Below are 20,001 nucleotides of genomic sequence, written 5' to 3'. Positions count from 1 at the left end.
ATTGATGGCAGCTGCACCAATAATAGTTGGATTTATTATTGGCCAAAAGCACATCATAAAGGGTATGGTTTCGGGTTCTATTAAGTAATAAAAAGCGAGGTATAAAAATGGTTGGGCTAAATGAGAGAATAGACTTAAAAAATAAAAATTATGACTTAATCGCAGTAGGAGAGGTCTTAATCGATATGATTTCTAAGGACTACAGCGATGGATTTGAGTGCGATACCTTTATAAGGCATTTTGGAGGTTCTCCAGCCAATATTGCAATAAATACAAGGAAGCTTGGTATAAATTCTATCATAGCGTCATCAGTAGGACGAGATGCGCTTGGTGATTTTCTACTCGAAAGGCTTAAAAAAAGTGGAGTTGAAACAACCCTCGTAAATAGAGTTGAGAAACCAACAAGCATGGTTTTTGTAACCAAATCAAAATCCAGCCCAAGGGCTATCTTTTATAGGGGTGCCGATTATTTGATTGAGTATTCAAGTGATTTGGAGAAAGCAGTTAAAAATTCAAAGATACTTCATTTTTCAACATGGCCTATATCTATGCAGCCTTCAAGACAAACAATAGAAAGGTTGTTAATGGTGGCAAAGGAAAATGGCTGTATAATTTCGTTTGACCCTAATTTTCATACCGACCTTTGGGAAGATGGAGAATTTGGAAGAGAATATGTTAAGAAAACAATAAAATACGCTGACATTATAAAACCTTCAGAAGATGACGCAGAAAGGATTTTTGGAAGGGATGATTTGGACAAACAGATAGATAAATTTCATGAACTTGGAGCAAAGTTAGTGTTAATGACACTTGGCAAGGATGGCATTATAGTTTCAAATGGTAAAGATAAATTTAAACTTGCAAGCCTTGCAACTGAAGTGGTGGATACAACGGGTGCAGGGGATGCCTTCTGGTCAGGATTCTACGCAGGGATAACAAGCAGAAGAAGCATATTGGAATCAGTTGAAATTGGACAAAGAGTTAGCGCATTTAAGTTAAAGTATGTTGGAGCAATTGCACCGCTTGAATGCTTGGCTGAATTGACAAACAATTCAAGAACTCAAGAAATCAAGTGAATGTCACTTAAGGGGGGAGTTACATGTTAATAGCTTTTTTGAATCCACAGGGCAATTTTGATAATAACGATAGCCATTGGACGGAGCATCCGGATTTTGGAGGACAGCTTGTTTATGTAAAGGAAGTTGCGCTTGCGCTTGGAGAAATGGGAGTCAAGGTAGATATAATTACAAGAAGGATAATTGACGAGGACTGGCCAGAGTTTTCAAAGGATGTAGAAATTTATCATGGAAATGAGAACGTAAGGGTTGTAAGGATTCCTTTTGGTGGTGATAAATTTTTGCCAAAGGAAAAATTGTGGCCTTATCTTGAAAATGAATTTGTAGACGGGATAATAGATTTTTATAAAAAAGAAGGTAAAAAATGCGATGCACTAACAGGACACTATGGAGACGGAGGGCTTACAGCAGCAGTTCTTTCAGAAAAATGGGGAATTCCATTTACATTTACAGCACATTCGCTGGGGGCACAAAAGATGGACAAATTAGGCGTAAACAAGGATAATATCGAAGAGTTTGATAAAAGATATAATTTTACAAAAAGAATTGAGGCCGAGAGGATTGCTATGAATAAATCTTTAGTGAACATCGTTTCTACAGAACAGGAAAGATTTAGCCAGTATAGTCATCCTTATTATAAAGGTGCTGTAGATGTAAACGATGATAATAGATTCAAAGTAATTCCTCCGGGAGTAAATACCGATGTATTCACATATAAAGAACAATATTTTGATAGTGAAACCAAGGAATATATAAATAATTATTTAATAAGAGATTTGAATGAGGATAGGATTAATCTACCCTGCATAGTGCTGTCATCAAGATTTGATAGAAAGAAAAATCACAAAGGTGCAGTTTTAGCATTTGCAAAGGATAAAGCTCTGCAGCAAAAATCAAATCTTGTTATTGTATTGAGGGGAGTAGAAAATCCATTTGAGAACTACTCAAGCCTTAACAAAGAGGAAAAGGAAATAATGGATGAAATAATGGAAATTATTAAGGAATATAACCTTTATGGAAAGGTGAGCATGTTTCCAATTAATGGACAAAAACAGCTTGCTTCTGCATATAGGTGCTTTAGCCAAAAGGGTTCTGTATTTTGTTTGACTGCGCTTTACGAGCCATTCGGACTTGCGCCAATTGAGGCGATGTATGCAGGGCTTCCTGCCGTTGTAACTAAAAACGGTGGAACACTGGAAACTGTAGATAACGGAAAATATGGAGTTGTTGTTGACCCTGAAAACCCTGTCGACATTGCAAAGGGGCTTCATACTGCAATTGACAATTTTGCAATGTATAGGGGACTTGGAATAAAGCGAGTAGAGGAAAAATATACATGGAGAGCTACTGCAAAGGGTTACTTAGAGATAATCTCTTCTGCTTGTAATTTTGTATACGGGCAGAAACATACTTTGGTTTAAAAATGGGAGGTAAAAATGGCAGAGTTAAGGTTAAATGAAATAACAAAAGAGCAAATACTTATAGTAGAAAACAGGTCAAAAAGACCAAAGGATTTTAAGACATGCCAGGAAAAAGTCAATGTTTCATTTAAAGAAAACTGCCCATTTTGTTGTGGAAATGAGGAATTAACTCCTCCAGAGGTCTACAGGGATTCTGAAAACTGGAATGTAAGGGTTGTTGAAAATAAATTTCCAATATTAAATAGCCAAGGTAAGATAAAAGGATATCACTATGTTTTAATAGAAGGAAGGCATCATAGCAGGAACATCCACGAAATGAGTAAAGAAGAATTTTTAAATGTTACAAAAGCCTTTGTTAAAGTTAGTGAAATGTTGTATCAAAAAGATGATGTTGAATATGTTCAACTATTTAAGAACTATAAAAAGGAAGCTGGGGCATCATTAGAACATCCCCATTCACAGATAATAGCAATAAATAAAATGCCGGAAAAGATAAATAGAACTCTAGAAAAGAGTAAAAAATATTTTGAAAAAAACAGTGAATGCCTTCTTTGTAAAACTATTAATTATGAAATTCAGCATGAAAAAAGAATAATTCACCTTGATAATGACTTTATTGTTTATTCTCCATATGCTTCAATATATCCATATGAAATTGCAATTTTACCTTTAGAGCATAGGAGCAGCTTGCTTAATATGAACGATGAAGAAATAGAAAAACTAAGCGATATTATTCAAGAAACAATAAAAAGTTTAATTAATAATGTAGGAGATGTTCCCTACAATTTATATTTTGACTTTATAAAAGAAGAGAAGGAGTACTACCACTACCAAGTTAGAATTTGCCCAAGGCTTAGCATACATGCAGGATTTGAAATTGCAACAGGTCTTTTTACCAATATTGTCTCCCCTGAAACAAGTGCCTGCATCTTGGCATTCTAATTGTGATGGATTTATTAGCCCCATGATAGATTTAAAGACGCATCTATCATGGGGCTTTATCTGTTTACGATTAAAATATCAAAAGTCAAGAGGCGGGCACTTTAATTTTATGTTATAATTAATTCTGAGAAAATTCTGACTGGGGGCATTGGGATGAATATTTTGCGATATTTATATAGACAGGCTATATTAATACTTTCAATACTTGTAATATTATCAGGTGTAGCTCTTTTGCTTCTTGATGACAGAAGTATAATATCAACAGTTTCTAAACCTCAATTTCACTTTTATTTTATTGTTCAAAACTCAGTTGACCCATTCTGGAAAGAGGTAATAAAGGGGGCAGAGGTTGCTGCTAAAGATTATAATGTAGTAATTGAGTTTTGTGCTCCAAGGTTTAATGACCGGAATGAGGAGTTGAAATATATCGATATAGCAACGCTCTCAAGGGTGGATGGGATAATAACCCATGCTGTTGGAACGGAGGATTTCACAAACGCTATTGATAGAGCCTATTACAAAGGGATTCCGGTAATTACATTTGAAAACGACGCTAATAAAAGCAAAAGATATGCATTTGCAGGGACTAACAGCTATGAGATAGGTAAAAGGGCAGCAGAACTTTTAATAAAGGCAACTAACGGAAGGGGTAATGTTGCTATAATTACAAACAGCGATTCAAATCAGGACATTATTGAAAACAATTTAAAGATGAATGGTTTTTTTAGCACTTTAAAGGACTACAAGGATATTAAAATAGTTAAAACATATACTTCAAAGATGGGCATTTTAAGCTCAGAGGAGATTACACAAAAAATAATAGAATCAGATGAAAATATAAATGCAATCTTTACGGTAAGTTCTGCAGACACATTAGGAGCAGCTCAACTTATAGTAGACAGAAATAAAGTTGGAGAGATTATATTAATTGGATATGGCAGCTCAGAGGAAATAACAAGATATATCGAAAAGGAGATAATATATGGGACGGTAGCAAGCGACCCTTATAAAATGGGATACGACAGCGTAAAGACTCTTTATAATATAAAAAGGGGCAACAGCGTTCCAACATTTATAGATACTGAAATAAAGGTAATCACAAAGGATGGTCTTGATGAATTTAAAAGCTTAGAAGAGATGAGGAAGAATATTTTGAAACGGGAGAAGAGCTATGAACAAGGAGATTTTTAAGTTTTTTGGGATAAGAAAAAAGCTTATTATATACTTTATATTCATAATAATACTTCTGAGCGGAACGGGACTATTTTCTTATTACAATGCAAGGGTGGTATTATATAATACAAATAAAATAATAGAAGACTATATTTATCTTAATAACCTGAAAAACAATGTGAACTCCCTTATGACGGAGCTTGAAAAATATTTAACATCGGCATCATCTGAAAATCTTCTAAATTACTATAACTACTACAACAAATTACAGGAGATATCGAGGCAGATTCCCCGTTCAATTGAAAATGAAAGCGATAAAATTATATTAAAGGATATTGGAAATATGCTGGACGAGCTTATGCTTGAAACTGATAAAGCCATTTCAGCAAAACGTGGAAGAATAAGCAGCAGGTATATAGCAAATTTTCAAAGGTCAATTCAAATTAGCGAGTATATAAATCAATATAACAACAAGTTGATGGATATTAAATTAAGAAGCGGTTCTGAAAAGTATCAGAATATTAACAATAATATGAGGTTTATAACATACCTTAATCTATTTGCGATATTTATTTCAATTTTACTTGCACTATATATTGCAGTTGTTTCAACCTACAATCTAACAAGACCTATATCAGACCTTTCTCATTCAGCTGAAAAAATAGCAAGAGGGAGAATTTGATATTGAACTTACCCAAACCCATACAGGGGATGAGACTGATATTCTAGCTGGTGCATTTATCAAAATGGTTAGAAGCATTCGCGATTATATAGATGAACTTAAAAATCAAGCCGAGGTTGAAAAAAAACTAAAGGAGCAGGAACTTCAGAACCTAAAAATGAGCAGCCTATTAAAAGAGGCAGAACTAAAATTTCTTCAATCGCAAATAAATCCTCATTTTCTATTTAATACTTTAAATGCGGCGTCACAGCTTGCGATGATTGAAAGGGCAGAGAAATCATCTGAATTTATTGAAAATATAGCCTATCTATTTAGATATAATTTAAAAAATATAGAGGACCTTGTTCCGTTAAAGGATGAGATAGAACATGTAAAAAATTATATGCAGGTTTTGAAAATACGTTTTGGAAGTCGAATAGAATTTTTTACGGATATAGACGAAGATGCGCTTGAAGTAAAAGTGCCGAGGTTAACAATTCAGCCAATAGTTGAAAACGCATATATTCATGGGCTTCAAAACTTAGAACGCAATGGAGAAATACACCTGAATGTTTATAAAGACTACTATAACGTGATTATTGAGATAATAGACAACGGAACGGGAATGGATGATGAGTGCGTCAAGAGGATTATTTCTTCAGATGATGAGGCGTTGAATAAGAGGCATATAACTGGAATTGGTATGAATAATGTATTAGAGAGACTGGAAATTTTATTCAACATCCCAAGAAAAGAATTGATAAGCATTGAGAGCAAATTGGATGAGGGAACAAAGGTTACTTTAAAAATTCCAAGATTTATTTATTAAAGGGGAGATAAAAGGTGCTTAATATATTGATTGCAGACGACGAATACCTTGTTATAGATTATCTAAAGATGATAATAGAAAAGAATTTTGATGATATAAACATTATAGGAACAGCAAGCACTGGAAGGGAAGCTATAGAAAAGGCAATAAGCCTTAAACCGGATGTTGTTTTTATGGATATACACATGCCGGGGATAAATGGAATCGAGGCGATAAGGCAGATTAAAAATACAAATAATGATGTATACTTTGTTATACTTACAGCCTTTGAATATTTTGATTATGCTAAAGAAGCCTTAAGTTTAGGAGTCTTTGAGTATCTTTTAAAGCCCGTAAGCAAAGCTAAGCTTGTTGAGACTATCAATAATCTAAACTCTGCTATTGACAAAAAAAGGAAAAGCTTTTTAAATGAGGTAGAACTGAAGGAAAGAATCGATAGGATTGTCCCATTTTTAGAGGGACAGTTTGTATCCTATAAAATGTATAATATAGGAACACTAAACGATGTTGCATTTTATGAAAATGTATTTAATATGAACCTTAAAAAAGGATATGCACTTTGCCTTATGATTAATTCCTCAAACCCATTTGAAAGGCAGAATTTCTACGATTTATTCAAAATAAAGTTAAAAAGCATAACAACTTGCCTTATTGGAAATCCTTTGTCTGATAGAGTTGTAGCGTTTATTCCCTATGAAGAAAAAACAAGCCAAAAGGATGTTGGGAAAAGAATTGAGGAAAAATTAAAGACTGTGACAAATACAAAATACAAAATAGGAATTGGAAGGGTTTATGAACTTGAAAATTTCAACAAATCCAGCAATGAGGCATATATTGCAGCGACAATAAACAATGGTAAGAATATTGTGTATTTTGATGAAATATATATTAAAGACGCTGGCGACGATTTTCCATTGCACCTTGAAACAGCATTTTCAAACAGCATTTTAACAGGAAACTTTGAAGAGGCGAGAAAAATATTCAATGAAATTTTCATCAAATATAGCTTTATATATAGTGAAGATGTAGATAAGATAAAAACTAAACTAATCGAGCTGGCATTTAATATGGATAAAATGCTACCATATAAACTTGAAGATAGAAATAATTTCAAACAGATGTTTATTCTATCGATTATTAAAACTCAAAACACACTTGAGTTGAGAAATCAGTTTATTCAGTATATTAACGAGATTTCTACAGAAATACAAAATCAGAAAAAGGAACATGTTGATGATATAATTGCAAAGGTTCTTGAATTTATAAATAAAAACTATAATCAGGATATATCGCTTTACGATGCAGCCAGAAGCGTTAATTTGAGCTACCATTATCTTAGCAAAATATTTAAAGATGAGATAGGAAAGGGATTTGTTGACTACTTAACAGAACTTAGAATTGAAAAATCAATTCAGCTTTTGTCAAATCAAAAAATAAGCATAAAGGAGATTTGTCAGAATATAGGATATAACGACCCTAACTACTACTGCAAGATATTTAAAAAGGTTACAGGAATGACCCCTTCAGAATTCAGAATGTCAAAGGGATTAAGGGGGGATTTAATTGGTTAGGGATAAGGCTCTTAAAAACTCAATAATAATTGTTTTATTTCTTGTTCTCTTGATTGAATTTTCTATGATTTATATTAAATTGTCCAAGCCCAATTTATATTTATCAGGAAATTCTAAAATAAATATTGAGGATGATAATAAAATAAAAATAGGATTCTCACTTGGAACACTAAAGGAAGAAAGATGGATAAAAGATAGGGACATTATGATGACAAAGGCAAGGGAACTCGATGCCGAGATAATAATTCAAAACGCCAACAATGACGACCAGGACCAGTTGAAGCAGGTTAAATATCTTTTAGAGCAGGGTATAGATGTTTTAATACTGGTTCCAAATGATTATACGAGGGCAGCAGCTGCTGTTGAAATGGCAAAGGAAAAGGGAGTTCCTGTCATTTCCTATGATAGATTGGTTTTAAACTCTAATGTTAATCTTTACATCAGCTTTGACAATGTTAAAGTTGGCGAGCTGATGGCTAAGGCGATATTAAATAAGATGAAATCAGGGAATTTATTGATTATAAACGGTGCCAGCAATGACTATAACACAAAGATGATAAAGGAAGGTTATGACAATATATTAAAACAATACGTTGAAAGCGGCAAAATAAACATAATAGGCGAAGAATGGGCGCCTAACTGGCTAAAAGAGTATGCCTTTAAGGTAGTCGACGAGAGGCTGCAGGAAAATTTAAAAATCGATGCTGTAATAAGTGGTAACGACAGTTTGGCAGAGGGGGCAATTGAAGCTTTATCAGAGCACAGAAAGATTGGAAAAACCTATGTTGTAGGACAGGATGCCGACCTTTGGGCTTGTCAGAGAATAGTTGAAGGGACACAGCTTATGACAGTTTATAAGCCTATTGAAAAATTAGCAGAAGCAACAATTGAATGTGCGATTAAGCTTGTTAAAAAAGAGCCTCTTAATATTGATAAAAGAATATTCGATGGCAAATATTATATCCCGTATTATGTTCTTGAGCCTATCTCGGTTGATAGGAACAATATTGATGAAACTATAATAAGGGACGGTTTTCATCTAAAAGAAGAGGTTTATACCAAACAGTAAAATTTTACAGCAAAAATTTACTGTTCTAAAATTAAAAATTAATAAATGACTAATTTATACTATAAATAGACAAAAGCGTCCAGCGACAAGCCCCCCTTGTGTGTGTAATAATTATGATGAAGCTAATTTGCAGAAAATTTGAAATTAGCAAAACTAAACACAGGGGGGTCAATTAAATGAAAAAATTATTAGCATTACTTATGGTTGCTGTAATGATGTTAGGTTTAACAGCATGCGGTGGCAAGAAAGTTGACGTAGGTATTGTTCTTCCTACAAAGGATGAACCAAGATGGGTTCAAGATGAAACAAGATTTAAGGATGCTTTAAAGGACACAAACTATTCAGTAGAAATTCTTTTCAGCCAAGGTTCATCAGCAAAGGAAAAGGAAAATGTTGATGCTTTAATTGCAAAGGGAATTAAGGTTCTTGTTATTTGTCCACAGGACGGTAGTGCAGCAGCTGCAGCAGTAGAAGCAGCTAAGAAGGAAGGAATAAAGGTTATATCATACGATAGACTTATAACTAATACAGATGCTGTTGATTACTATGTAACATTTGACAGCATAGCAGTTGGAGAAGCTCAAGCTCAATACTTAGTTGACCAAGCAACAGGAAAGGGAAATCCACTTTACCTATATGCTGGAGCAGCTTCAGACAACAACGCTTTCTTATTCTTTGAAGGAGCATGGAATGTTCTTCAACCAAAGATTGCAGACGGAACATTCGTTATAAAGAACTCAAGCGAAGCAGTAGCGCTTCAAAACAAGCCAAAATTAACTCGTGATGAAATGAGCAAGATTATAGGACAAGTAACTACTAACTGGGACTTCAATGAAGCTAAGAATAAGGCAGAAGCTCACTTAACAGCAGCTAAGAAGGAAGACAAGGGTAACGTATTTATACTTGCTCCAAACGATGGAACAGCTCGTGCTATAGCAGACGCATTTGCAGCTGACAAGGATGTTACAAGCTATAAGGTAACTGGACAGGACGCTGAAAAGGCATCAGTTCAATACATCATCGATGGAAAACAATCAATGACAGTATTTAAGGATGTTAGAACACTTGTTAAGGACGCTATAGGAATGGCAAAGGACTTATTAGAAGGCAAGGAACCACAAACAACTGGTTCATACAACAACGGCAAGATTGATGTTAAGGCAAAGCAAACAGAAGTTATAGTTGTAACTCAAGATAACGTTAAGTCAGCTCTTATTGATTCAGGATACTATAATGCATCAGATTTCACAGGCTTAAAATAATAGACTAAAAATATGAATAGTGGTAGCATGTGCTATCACTATTCATTTGTCAAATAAACGTCTTTTCAAGGAGCGAGCAGTATATGAGTGAATATATTTTAGAAATGAGAAATATAACAAAGACATTTCCAGGAGTTAAGGCACTTGATAATGTTGACTTTAAGGTTAAAAGGGGAGAAATACACTGCTTAGTTGGAGAAAATGGTTCAGGAAAATCAACGCTTATGAAGGTTTTAAGCGGTGTTTATCCTTTCGGAGAATATTCAGGTGATATTGTATTTGACGGAAAGGTTCAAAAATTTAATCATATATACGACAGCGAAAAAGTTGGTATCGTAACTATTTATCAGGAACTTGCTCTAATTCCTGAACTTACTGTTTATGAAAATATATTTTTAGGGCATGAAATTAAAAAGGGAAGATTTATCGATTGGGATGAGACTGTAGCAAGAGCTAAAGAAATGCTCAAGAAGGTAAGGCTCAATATAAACCCTTCTTTAAAGGTTAAGGATTTAGGAGTTGGGATGCAGCAGCTTGTTGAAATTGCAAAGGCTCTTAGTAAAAACGTTAAACTATTGATTCTGGACGAGCCAACTGCTGCTTTGAATGAAGATGATAGCGAAAATTTACTTAAATTAATTAGGGAATTAAAAGAACAGGGTGTTACTTGTATTTTGATTTCACATAAATTAAAGGAAGTAACAGCTATTGCTGATTCTATTACGGTTTTAAGAGATGGAAAAACTATATCTTCTATGGACGCAACAAAGGAGAAGATATCTGAAAATATAATAATAAAGCATATGGTTGGACGCGAAATCGACGATATTTATCCTAAAAGAAAAATAAAGGAGTTTGGAGATAAGGTTCTTGAAGTAAAGAATTTAAGTGCCTATGATCCATTCCTTGGAAGAGAAATATTGAAGGATGTAAGCTTCAACGTAAGAAAAGGCGAAATAGTTGGAATAGCGGGTCTTATGGGAGCAGGAAGAACAGAACTTGCTCTTAGCATATTTGGAAACCCAAAGGGATACAAAGTAAAGGGAGATATATATGTTAACGGCAAAAAGCACAAATTCCTTAAACCAAAGGATGCTATAAAACAGGGAGTTGCCTATGTTACTGAGGATAGAAAGGGCAATGGGCTTATTTTGATAGATGATATTAAATCAAATATAAGCATTGCAAATCTAAAGGAGCTTGTAGATAGAGTTTTTATCAATGAAAATGAGGAAATTAAAGTTGCTAATGAATATAAGGCATCTTTAAAAATAAAGGCGCCAAGCGTAGAACAAAAGGTGGGCAATTTGAGTGGTGGAAACCAGCAGAAGGTTTCACTTGGTAAGTGGTTATTCACAAGGCCTCAGGTTCTGATATTGGACGAGCCAACAAGAGGAATAGACGTTGGAGCAAAATATGAAATTTATACATTGATGAATGAGCTTGTAAGACAGGGAATGAGTATTATAATGATTTCATCTGAGTTGCCAGAAGTTCTTGGAATGAGCGATAGGGTTTACGTTATGTCAGGCGGTAGGATGGTGGGTGAATTACCAATCGAAGAGGCGACTCAGGAAAAAATAATGGAACTTGCAACTGATTAGGAGGCATTGTTATGAGTTTTTTTAATGAATTTAAGGGTTTATTAAAACAAAATATTCGTGAATACGGAATGTATATTGCGCTTGCAGTAATTATGATAATATTTTCAATTGCAACTAATGGGGTTTTTATTTCCTCAAGAAATATAAGCAATCTTATTAATCAAACTGGTTATGTAGCAGTTTTGGCAGTTGGTATGACGCTTGTAATAGTGATAAGACATATTGATTTGTCGGTAGGATTTCTTGCTGGTTTCTTAGGTGCCATTGTGGCTATTCTATTAACAAAGTTTAATGTTCCTGTAATCGTGGCTATAATAGTTGCTCTTTTATTAGGGCTTTTAATAGGTTTATTTAATGGATACCTTGTTGCTAATGTTGGGATTCCAGCATTCGTAGCTACACTTGCAGGTATGCTTGTCTTTAGAGGAGCACTTCTTCTTGCAACAGAAAAAACAGGAACTATAATCATTCCAAATCCAAGCTTCAATGCAATTGGAAATGGGTTTATTCCAGACATTGCGAATATTAAAGGAGTCCATGTATTAACAATAATACTTGGCATCATGGCAATATTATTCTATGTATGGAGCGAATTTAATACAAGAAAGAATAAAATGAAATATAATTTTGAAGTTGTTTCATATAAGATGTTTATTGCAAAATTAGTTTTTGTATCTGCGATAATAGCCTATATAACATTCATACTTTCAGGATATAATGGGCTTTCATGGACTGTTGTAATTGTTATAATTGTTACAGCGCTTTATCATGTCATTACAACAAAAACAACCCTTGGAAGACATATATATGCAGTTGGAGGTAACCCAGAAGCTGCAAAATTAAGCGGTATTGATGTTAGCAAGATTACCCTAATAGTATTTGGCTCTATGGGAACACTTGCTGCACTTTCAGGAATATTGTATAGCGCACGTTTGCAGTCAGCTACAACTACAGCAGGAACGTTGTTTGAACTTGACGCAATTGCTGCTGCTTATGTTGGAGGAGTTTCAGCTGCAGGTGGAGTTGGTAAAATAACCGGCTCAATAATCGGTGCATTTGTTATGTCATCGTTAACAAGCGGTATGAATCTTATGGGAGTTGGAATTTCATATCAATATATAATCAGAGGTGCTGTTCTTGCAGCAGCAGTTATATTCGACGTTAAGACAAGAAATAAAAGGTGACATTCACTTGATTTCTTGACTTCTTGATTTGTTTGACAATTAGGACAAGTTAATCTAAAATTAATGCGTTAATCTAAGAGCTACCTCAGAAGAGGTAGCTCTTAGATTTTTATTTATTTTGTTAGCCAAACATTTAAAATTATTCTTTTTAAGTAGTTTAATATATTATGAGTAGAAATTAAGACGTTCAAGAATGGAAAATTCAGCCATAAGCCATTATTTAATCATCAAATCCATCTCTATGGTTCCACCTATGGACAATTTTAATGGAACGCAAACAGTAGGAAGTGCATAATTAATCTTTGCCTTTTCACCTACATGGACAAGTGGTGGAGTTATATCGATGGATTTACCTTTTTCAAAAAAATGCGTGCTGGCATTTCCTGCAATCATGTTTGAAAGTTCCGATACAGCGGAAGTTGACAGCTCATCAAGCTCAGTGCAAGGATAACCACCCATCATTACCGAAGCAATCTTAAGAGCGGTTTCTTTATCTATGTTCATTATAAAATTTCCCTGAACATCCTTTGCAACGCCAATTGTAATTACAACTTCTTGAGTATCCTGCATGCCATGCTTTAAAAATAATTTTCCAGGTTCAAAGGTTATATTACCAAGTTGTTGTAAGACCGATTTACATGATTCTAAAAATGGATTTATATATTCAACGTTCATGATAAAACCTCCAATGCTGAGTGTTTATATTCTTATTATTAAGATAAGTATAGTTTATTATGTATTATTTAATAATAAATAAAGCACAATATATCGAATAATGTTGAAATATATTGTGCTTATTTTTAATATACTATTTAATTGTTTAATCTTCAAGTTTAAATTTGCTGATTTGAGCCAACATTTCCTCGGACATTTGCTTTAATTTTACAGATGAGTTTGAAACCTCATCTGAGGAAGCATTTAATTCTTCAGAAGTAGCTGCAATTTCCGATATTGCATCTGAAATTTTGTTTAGATTTTCTGATGATTTTTCAAGGTTAACAAGTATTTGATTCTTCATGTTGCCAATATCAAATGCGCTGTTATAGGCTTCATTTATTTTTGGTAATAGGCTATTGATTGTCTGTAGAAGTTCTTTAAATATATTAGCAGTATTATCATTTATTTCATGTTGTTTTTTCAGTATACCCTTCATTCTGTTAGCATTTTGAACAACCATTTTATTTTCAGAAGCAACGGAATTTATTATCTCATTTATGTCTTGAGCTGATTCTTTTGATTTCTCAGCAAGTTTTCTTATCTCTTCTGCAACTACGGCAAATCCTTTTCCAGATTCCCCTGCCCTTGCAGCCTCTATAGCAGCATTTAATGCAAGAAGATTTGTTTGTTCTGCTATGCTGTTTATCAAACTTGAGATTTCACCAATTTTGCTTATGTTTGAATCAAGGTTTTCAATATTGTTTAAAACCATGTCAAAATTTGAGTTTACTTCTTCAGTTGAAGAATTTAAGGACTTAATATTATTATTTCCGTTGTCGGCAAGATAGCCCATGTTTCTTGCATCAATATCAATAATTTGAATAAGGTTTATTACCTTTTCTAGGTTGGTGTTAAAATCTTTTGTTAATTCAACTATTTGCTCAATGCTCTGATTTTGATTTTCTGCTTCGCAGCTTGAGCCTTGCATTGAAGTTGAAACTTCGTGTGAAGCCTTTGAAAGTTCAAATGATATACTTGACAGAATATTTGCATGTTCGGACAATTTTATGAAGTTTTGCTTTATTGAGGATAAAATACTATTAACTGTTACCCTGAATTCATCAGTTTTATTAATAATATCTTCAATTTCATCTTTTGTATTTGCACTTAATTTGACAGTTAGATCTCCAGTTGAAAGAGTATTTATACCTAAAAGTGCCTTATCTATTTGCGATACTACTTTCTTAGAATAGTTATTTACAATCAAGCTAGTAATTAATATTAAAAACAATAAAATATATATCATAGATATTAATAACTTGGTATTTATGTATTCATATACTGCGATATCCATATCAGCAGCAGCAATACCTACTATTTTCCCATTTGAGTTTTTGATGGGAGCGTAGGCTGATATAAACGTTCCCCATTTATCCTTTATAGGGATTTTTAAAACTGATGCTTCACCCTTCATTGCTCTAACCATTTCATTTTTCAATATGTATTCTTCACCCAATGCAGCAGCATTTTCGACAGAGCCATCAACTATGAAATAAACTTTATCATTATCAACATAAAGACTATAAATAAATTTTGCGGTGCTTTCGCTTTTAGCTCGAATCAATGTTTCCTGAATTTCTTTAAACTCTGGAGAATTCATATTATTACTTATCCATACATTTTCTAGTTTGTCTCCATTAACAAGTGTTGCAGCTTTTTTTGCAGTGGATAATACTTCACCTTGAAGTTTAGTTAATGCAGAATAGAAAACAAAAGCGTAGGCCAGAAACATAATAATCATAAAAGCAGCTGAAATTTTTGCAATTAATTTTATGATGTTTTTTCCAAATCTGCTTATTTTCATTTGCTTTTCCTCCAATATTACAACAATTAAAAACATTATAACATATTAACTATATTTCTTCCACCTAAGGTTTTGATTTTATTGTTTTTTAAGAAATTTCAAACTTCTTTATATCCTCAACTTATGTTATACTTATATAAAGAAACAGTAAAGGAGAATTCTTATGAACATTACAAAACACATTAAAAACATCCTCTCCGCAATTTATCTTAGCACGCGAAGGTTCCCTGTAACAATAATTCTTTCAACAGCTCTTGCAATACTGCTTATTACTATTCAAGAGCTTGAAACTAAAACAGGAGGAGTTTACAATACCGATACATTAAGCAAAATCGCTATGGCAATAGCAATTGGTATGGCGCTGTCTCTTTGCATAAAGATGATTCTTGAAAAGGAAGAGAGCAATAAAAGGGCAATAATTTATCATGCAATCGGAGCTATTTTTGTATTAGCCTACTACTTCATGTTTATAAAAGACTTTAAGATGGTAACAATGTCAAGATTCTTTGCAACAAATTTAATGTTTTATATAGCTTTTGTATTCATACCATATTGGCCGAAAAGACAAAACTTTGAGATGTATGTTGTTAAAATATTCGCTTCATTTTTTACGACCGTTCTTTATTCAGGTGTTCTGTATTTAGGTCTTGCAGCAATATTATTTACAATTGATCAGCTTTTGGGTGTTAATATTAAGTCTCAAATATATTACTATACATTTTTACTTGTTGCATTAGTGTTTGCACCTACTTATTTTTTAGCAAATGTTCCATTAAAACATGAAGAATTTACAAAGGAAAACTTTATAAAGTTATTTAAGGTATTGATTCTTTATATAGTAATGCCTCTTTTGAGTGCATATACTACCATTTTATATATTTACTTTTTTAAAATATTGATAACAAGGGTTTTTCCACAGGGAATAGTCTCCCACCTTGTTCTATGGTATTCAATTATAGTAACGGCTGTTTTATTCTTTATAACTCCAATTATTGAGGAAAACAAATGGGCAAGAATATTTTTGAAGGTTATTCCCAAGGTTATACTTCCAATACTTGTAATGATGTTTGTATCGATTGGAATAAGAATCAATCAGTATGGAATTACTGAAAACAGATATTATGTCCTTGTTATGGGGATATGGGTATTCTTGATAATGATATATTTTGCATTTACAAGAAAATTAATAAACATTGTAATTCCGACTACACTTGCTTTAGTAATACTTATATCAACCTTTGGACCTTTGAGCAGCTTCAGCATATCAAAATATAGCCAGAACAAAAGGTTTGAATCTATATTGGTTAAAAATCAAATGCTAAAGGATGGCAAAGTAGTCCCCAATGCTAATATAAGTAAAGAAGATAAACTACAAATAAGCATGATACTTGAGTATTTTGAACGTAACCATTCACTAAAGGATGTTAAGCATCTTCCAGACAATTTTGAAATAAAGGATATGAAAACTGTGTTTGGGTTTGAAAGCCAGAGCGGATATATATATCCAATTGAGTATTATACAATAGAAAGGGATCCGAACTACAGATCACTTGATATAAAAGATTACGATTACTTCCTTGATACAAGATACATGCTTGATAATGCAACTTATAATGGTTTAGCAGTAAAATATGACTATGATACTGCAGTTGTAAGGATTCTTGATAAAGGAAAAGAAATCTACTCAAAAGACCTGGACTTAGTTGTTAAACAGATAATCGAAAAGAACAAAGATGTTATTACAAATAAGCATACCCTTTCTCCTGATGAAATGAGCTTTGTTGATGAGAATCAGTTTATAAAGGTAAAGATTCAATTCAACTTTATCAGCATTGGAAAGACCGATCTTGAGCAGGGCCTTGATACTAATAGAGGCGGCAAAGGCTACGAATTCTATGTGTTTGTCACTATTAAGTGACATTCACTTGATTTCTTGAGTTCTTGAATTGTTTAGCAATTTGGACAGGAAAAATTAACCTTGGTGTTAATAAAATTAAAGGCTTAAATAGGTTATCTTAAGTATAGAAGAATTTAAAGAAGTCTTAAATAAGTATAAACCTTAGTAAATAATATAGTGAATAATATTTTTTAGAAACTTTGGAGTTATAAAGCGAAATCAATAAGCTCATTGAAATAAAATAAAAAAATCATTTTAACTGATTAAATTTAAATTATTTTTGAGTATTATTTTGAAATAAAAGTTTAAAATTTAAATTAGGAATATATAGCGAATAATTAATACTTATTAAAAAAGCTGCCCTATATGAGGCAGCTTTTTTAAACAAACCATTAATATTTTTGGGTGCTTGTCTAGATTGTCAAACAAATCAAGAAGTAAAGTGACAGGCACTTATTAATTAACTTCTACAATCCACCCTTCTGGTGCTTCAACATCACCAAATTGAATGCCGACAAGCGTGTCATAAAGCTTTCTTGTTATTGGACCTACTTCTGTAGTGCTATGGAATACGTGAAGTTTCCCTTTGTATTCAATTCCTCCAATTGGAGTAATAACAGCAGCTGTTCCACAGGCACCAGCTTCTATAAATTCATCTAATTTGTCAATGTAAACGTCTCTTTCTTCAACTTCCATACCAAGATATTTTTCTGCAACGTCCATAAGTGAATACTTAGTTATACTTGGCAGTATCGATGGTGATTTTGGTGTAACAAATTTGTTGTCTTTTGTAATTCCAAAGAAGTTTGCGGCTCCTACTTCTTCTATTTTTGTATGTGTTGCAGGGTCTAAGTATATACAGTCTGCAAACCCTCTTTTTACTGCAATTTCATGCGGTAGCATACTTCCTGCATAGTTGCCTCCGACCTTTGCAGCTCCTGTTCCATGAGGTGCAGCCCTGTCATAGTCTGAAATCATGAAGTTAACTGGAGCGAGACCGCCTTTAAAATATGGTCCAACTGGTGAGCAGAAAACAGAAAACATATACTCTGGTGCTGGTTTAACTCCTAAATTGTCGCCGATACCAATTAGATATGGTCTTAAATAAAGAGTTGCACCGCTTCCATATGGTGGCACAAAATGTTCATTAGCCTTAACGACTTGAATACACGCATCGATGAACTTTTCTTCTGGAATCTCAGGCATTAAAAGTCTTCTTGCACTTTGGTTCATTCTCTTTGCGTTTTGATCAGGCCTGAACAATTGTATTTTTCCGTCCTTTGTTTTATATGCCTTCAGACCTTCAAAACACTGTTGTCCGTAGTGTATAGCTGTTGAACCTTCGCTTATGCATATCTTATTGTCCTCTACTAATTTTCCCCCATCCCATTCACCATCTTTCCAAATAGAAACATACCTAAAGTCTGTTTTAATGTAGTTGAATCCAAGTTTGCCCCATTCAAGATTAACCTGTTTCATTTAATCACCTCAATATAAATTTTTTGGGGGAATGTTGTAGCATAATCCTAATATTATTATATAACATATATTGAAGTAATAAAATAATAATGCGCAAAATTATAAAATTCAGATTATAGAAAGCTGATAATTCTTTAACATCATTGACTGGTAATTAAATTAACTTTTAAAAGACCTAGTTATGTTATATAATAACTGATAGGTATAATAAAAAAGCAGATATTTTATCATAAGTTATATTATTTAGTTTAATCTGTTAACCTATTGAATAAAAGCTGCTATATTGTTGGGGATAACGGGTTTAATGAAAAGGTTATAGAGCTATAAATTAAGTATCAGAGGTGATTAGATGGATAATAGTATTCAAAGCACATGTCCTGTCCTTGTTCCGGAAGGCGAAAGAAAACCTCTTTCAGAAATTGAAAGAAGCATAATAACAAGATACAGGCATAAATTATATTCAAAATTTGTAAGGGCTATTAGCGACTATAATTTAATTCAAGATGGAGATAAGGTAGCTGTTGCGATATCCGGGGGCAAAGACAGCTTGCTTATGGCGAAACTTTTTCAAGAACTTGTAAAGCACAATAAGATTAAATTTGAAGTTGAATTTATCGCTATGGATCCAGGATATCATCCAGATATTAAAAAGCTTTTAGAGGAAAATTGCAAATATCTTAACATACCTGTTCATATATTTGACGGAAAGATTTTTGAAGTCGTTGATAGAATAGCAAAGGACTATCCGTGCTATATGTGTGCAAGAATGAGAAGGGGTGCACTTTATAATAAAGCAAAGGAATTAGGATGCAACAAACTCGCTCTTGGGCATCATTATAACGATGTAATTGAAACAACGCTCTTAAATGTTCTTTATTCTGGGAACTTCAAAACAATGATGCCAAAGTTAAAGGCACAAAATTTTGAAGGCATGGAACTTATAAGGCCTATGTATTATATTGAAGAGCATCATATCGAGCAATTTACTAATTATACAGGAATCTGGCCATTGAATTGCGCTTGTATGGTGGCGGCTAAAAAGATTGGAAACAAAAGGTATGAGATAAAGGAATTTATTAAAAATATTAAAAAGGACTTCCCAGATGTTGAAAAATCTATTTTTAAAGCTGCTGAAAATGTAAATATGGAAGCAATTTTAGGATGGCAGAACAAGGGAAAAAAGTATTCGTTTTTGGATTTTTATGATGAGAATGAGTAGAGAGCAAAATACCTCTATAATGTCAGCGATGAAGGATATGGATGCTGTAGAGGATTGCCTATATTCTGGCGCTGAAAATTATATGAACAATGA

At 33.3% G+C, this 20,001-nt stretch carries 16 protein-coding genes; 13 read left to right on the top strand and 3 right to left on the bottom strand.

All coding sequences use genetic code 11. The annotated features are described in order from the left end of the window. Nucleotides 1-107: 107 nt before the first annotated feature. The 11 genes from ABG79_RS09305 (at nucleotide 108) to ABG79_RS09260 (ending at nucleotide 12,792) form a co-directional block, all read left to right on the top strand. Nucleotides 108-1,076: a carbohydrate kinase family protein gene (locus ABG79_RS09305; RefSeq protein ID WP_057979203.1), complete on the top strand. Its 969-nt coding sequence runs from the start codon at nucleotides 108-110 to the stop codon at nucleotides 1,074-1,076. Nucleotides 1,077-1,099: 23 nt separating this feature from the next. Then, nucleotides 1,100-2,497, top strand: a complete 1,398-nt coding sequence (locus ABG79_RS09300) for a glycosyltransferase (RefSeq protein WP_057979202.1) — start codon at nucleotides 1,100-1,102, stop codon at nucleotides 2,495-2,497. 15 nt (nucleotides 2,498-2,512) lie between these two features. Continuing rightward, nucleotides 2,513-3,439 (top strand): galactose-1-phosphate uridylyltransferase, encoded by a 927-nt coding sequence (locus ABG79_RS09295; protein ID WP_057979201.1) that lies wholly within the window; start codon nucleotides 2,513-2,515, stop codon nucleotides 3,437-3,439. A 153-nt stretch (nucleotides 3,440-3,592) separates the two neighbouring features. Next, the gene (locus ABG79_RS09290; RefSeq protein WP_057979200.1) at nucleotides 3,593-4,630 is read left to right on the top strand and encodes a substrate-binding domain-containing protein; all 1,038 of its coding nucleotides are present in this window, start codon (nucleotides 3,593-3,595) and stop codon (nucleotides 4,628-4,630) included. Then, nucleotides 4,611-5,294: a cell wall metabolism sensor histidine kinase WalK gene (locus ABG79_RS12690; protein WP_242859327.1), complete on the top strand. Its 684-nt coding sequence runs from the start codon at nucleotides 4,611-4,613 to the stop codon at nucleotides 5,292-5,294. The genes ABG79_RS09290 and ABG79_RS12690 overlap by 20 nt, the downstream gene beginning before the upstream one ends. 64 nt (nucleotides 5,295-5,358) lie before the next feature. Continuing rightward, on the top strand, nucleotides 5,359-6,102 hold the full coding sequence (locus ABG79_RS12685; RefSeq protein ID WP_242859326.1) for a sensor histidine kinase: 744 nt from the start codon (nucleotides 5,359-5,361) through the stop codon (nucleotides 6,100-6,102). Between the two features lie 14 nt (nucleotides 6,103-6,116). After that, complete coding sequence (locus tag ABG79_RS09280; protein WP_057979199.1) at nucleotides 6,117-7,673, top strand: response regulator transcription factor; 1,557 nt, start codon at nucleotides 6,117-6,119, stop codon at nucleotides 7,671-7,673. Then, the gene (locus ABG79_RS09275; RefSeq protein WP_242859325.1) at nucleotides 7,666-8,742 is read left to right on the top strand and encodes a sugar ABC transporter substrate-binding protein; all 1,077 of its coding nucleotides are present in this window, start codon (nucleotides 7,666-7,668) and stop codon (nucleotides 8,740-8,742) included. The genes ABG79_RS09280 and ABG79_RS09275 overlap by 8 nt, the downstream gene beginning before the upstream one ends. Before the next feature lie 176 nt (nucleotides 8,743-8,918). Continuing rightward, on the top strand, nucleotides 8,919-10,004 hold the full coding sequence (locus ABG79_RS09270) for a sugar ABC transporter substrate-binding protein (protein ID WP_057979198.1): 1,086 nt from the start codon (nucleotides 8,919-8,921) through the stop codon (nucleotides 10,002-10,004). Between the two features lie 83 nt (nucleotides 10,005-10,087). Next, nucleotides 10,088-11,608: a xylose ABC transporter ATP-binding protein gene (locus tag ABG79_RS09265; protein WP_057979197.1), complete on the top strand. Its 1,521-nt coding sequence runs from the start codon at nucleotides 10,088-10,090 to the stop codon at nucleotides 11,606-11,608. 11 nt (nucleotides 11,609-11,619) lie between these two features. After that, nucleotides 11,620-12,792 (top strand): sugar ABC transporter permease, encoded by a 1,173-nt coding sequence (locus ABG79_RS09260; protein ID WP_057979196.1) that lies wholly within the window; start codon nucleotides 11,620-11,622, stop codon nucleotides 12,790-12,792. Nucleotides 12,793-13,008: 216 nt separating this feature from the next. Here the strand turns inward: ABG79_RS09260 and ABG79_RS09255 are convergent, their stop codons facing one another. Both ABG79_RS09255 and ABG79_RS09250 read right to left on the bottom strand, forming a co-directional pair. Beyond that, nucleotides 13,009-13,467 (bottom strand): chemotaxis protein CheX, encoded by a 459-nt coding sequence (locus tag ABG79_RS09255; protein WP_057979195.1) that lies wholly within the window; start codon nucleotides 13,465-13,467, stop codon nucleotides 13,009-13,011. 145 nt (nucleotides 13,468-13,612) lie between these two features. Further along, a complete protein-coding gene (locus tag ABG79_RS09250; protein WP_160318232.1) occupies nucleotides 13,613-15,313 on the bottom strand; it encodes a methyl-accepting chemotaxis protein in 1,701 nt (566 codons plus the stop codon). 163 nt (nucleotides 15,314-15,476) lie between these two features. Between ABG79_RS09250 and ABG79_RS09245 the strand changes: the two genes are divergently transcribed. Continuing rightward, on the top strand, nucleotides 15,477-17,231 hold the full coding sequence (locus ABG79_RS09245) for a DUF4153 domain-containing protein (protein ID WP_057979193.1): 1,755 nt from the start codon (nucleotides 15,477-15,479) through the stop codon (nucleotides 17,229-17,231). A gap of 435 nt (nucleotides 17,232-17,666) precedes the next feature. On the opposite strand, the gene ABG79_RS09240 is transcribed toward ABG79_RS09245, so the two are convergent. Next, the gene (locus tag ABG79_RS09240; protein ID WP_057979192.1) at nucleotides 17,667-18,689 is read right to left on the bottom strand and encodes a branched-chain amino acid aminotransferase; all 1,023 of its coding nucleotides are present in this window, start codon (nucleotides 18,687-18,689) and stop codon (nucleotides 17,667-17,669) included. Between the two features lie 349 nt (nucleotides 18,690-19,038). Between ABG79_RS09240 and ABG79_RS09235 the strand changes: the two genes are divergently transcribed. Continuing rightward, nucleotides 19,039-19,908, top strand: coding sequence for a tRNA 2-thiocytidine biosynthesis TtcA family protein (locus tag ABG79_RS09235; RefSeq protein WP_057979191.1), 870 nt, complete (start codon nucleotides 19,039-19,041; stop codon nucleotides 19,906-19,908). Nucleotides 19,909-20,001 lie beyond the last annotated feature (93 nt).

It is taken from the genome of Caloramator mitchellensis (assembly GCF_001440545.1).
GTDB lineage: Bacteria > Bacillota > Clostridia > Clostridiales > Caloramatoraceae > Caloramator > Caloramator mitchellensis.
Note: the sequence above shows the minus strand (reverse complement) of the source record. Positions and strands in the feature narration are given on the sequence as shown.

Bases quoted from the DNA above. Each gene is read 5' to 3' on its own strand.
- ABG79_RS12685 (WP_242859326.1), top strand. From the start codon at position 5,359: ATGGTTAGAAGCATTCGCGATTATATAGATGAACTTAAAAATCAAGCC.
- ABG79_RS09235 (WP_057979191.1), top strand. From the start codon at position 19,039: ATGGATAATAGTATTCAAAGCACATGTCCTGTCCTTGTTCCGGAAGGC.
- ABG79_RS09300 (WP_057979202.1), top strand. From the start codon at position 1,100: ATGTTAATAGCTTTTTTGAATCCACAGGGCAATTTTGATAATAACGAT.
- ABG79_RS09305 (WP_057979203.1), top strand. From the start codon at position 108: ATGGTTGGGCTAAATGAGAGAATAGACTTAAAAAATAAAAATTATGAC.
- ABG79_RS09240 (WP_057979192.1), bottom strand. From the start codon at position 18,689: ATGAAACAGGTTAATCTTGAATGGGGCAAACTTGGATTCAACTACATT.
- ABG79_RS09260 (WP_057979196.1), top strand. From the start codon at position 11,620: ATGAGTTTTTTTAATGAATTTAAGGGTTTATTAAAACAAAATATTCGT.
- ABG79_RS09250 (WP_160318232.1), bottom strand. From the start codon at position 15,313: ATGAAAATAAGCAGATTTGGAAAAAACATCATAAAATTAATTGCAAAA.
- ABG79_RS09270 (WP_057979198.1), top strand. From the start codon at position 8,919: ATGAAAAAATTATTAGCATTACTTATGGTTGCTGTAATGATGTTAGGT.
- ABG79_RS09265 (WP_057979197.1), top strand. From the start codon at position 10,088: ATGAGTGAATATATTTTAGAAATGAGAAATATAACAAAGACATTTCCA.
- ABG79_RS12690 (WP_242859327.1), top strand. From the start codon at position 4,611: ATGAACAAGGAGATTTTTAAGTTTTTTGGGATAAGAAAAAAGCTTATT.
- ABG79_RS09295 (WP_057979201.1), top strand. From the start codon at position 2,513: ATGGCAGAGTTAAGGTTAAATGAAATAACAAAAGAGCAAATACTTATA.
- ABG79_RS09245 (WP_057979193.1), top strand. From the start codon at position 15,477: ATGAACATTACAAAACACATTAAAAACATCCTCTCCGCAATTTATCTT.
- ABG79_RS09290 (WP_057979200.1), top strand. From the start codon at position 3,593: ATGAATATTTTGCGATATTTATATAGACAGGCTATATTAATACTTTCA.
- ABG79_RS09255 (WP_057979195.1), bottom strand. From the start codon at position 13,467: ATGAACGTTGAATATATAAATCCATTTTTAGAATCATGTAAATCGGTC.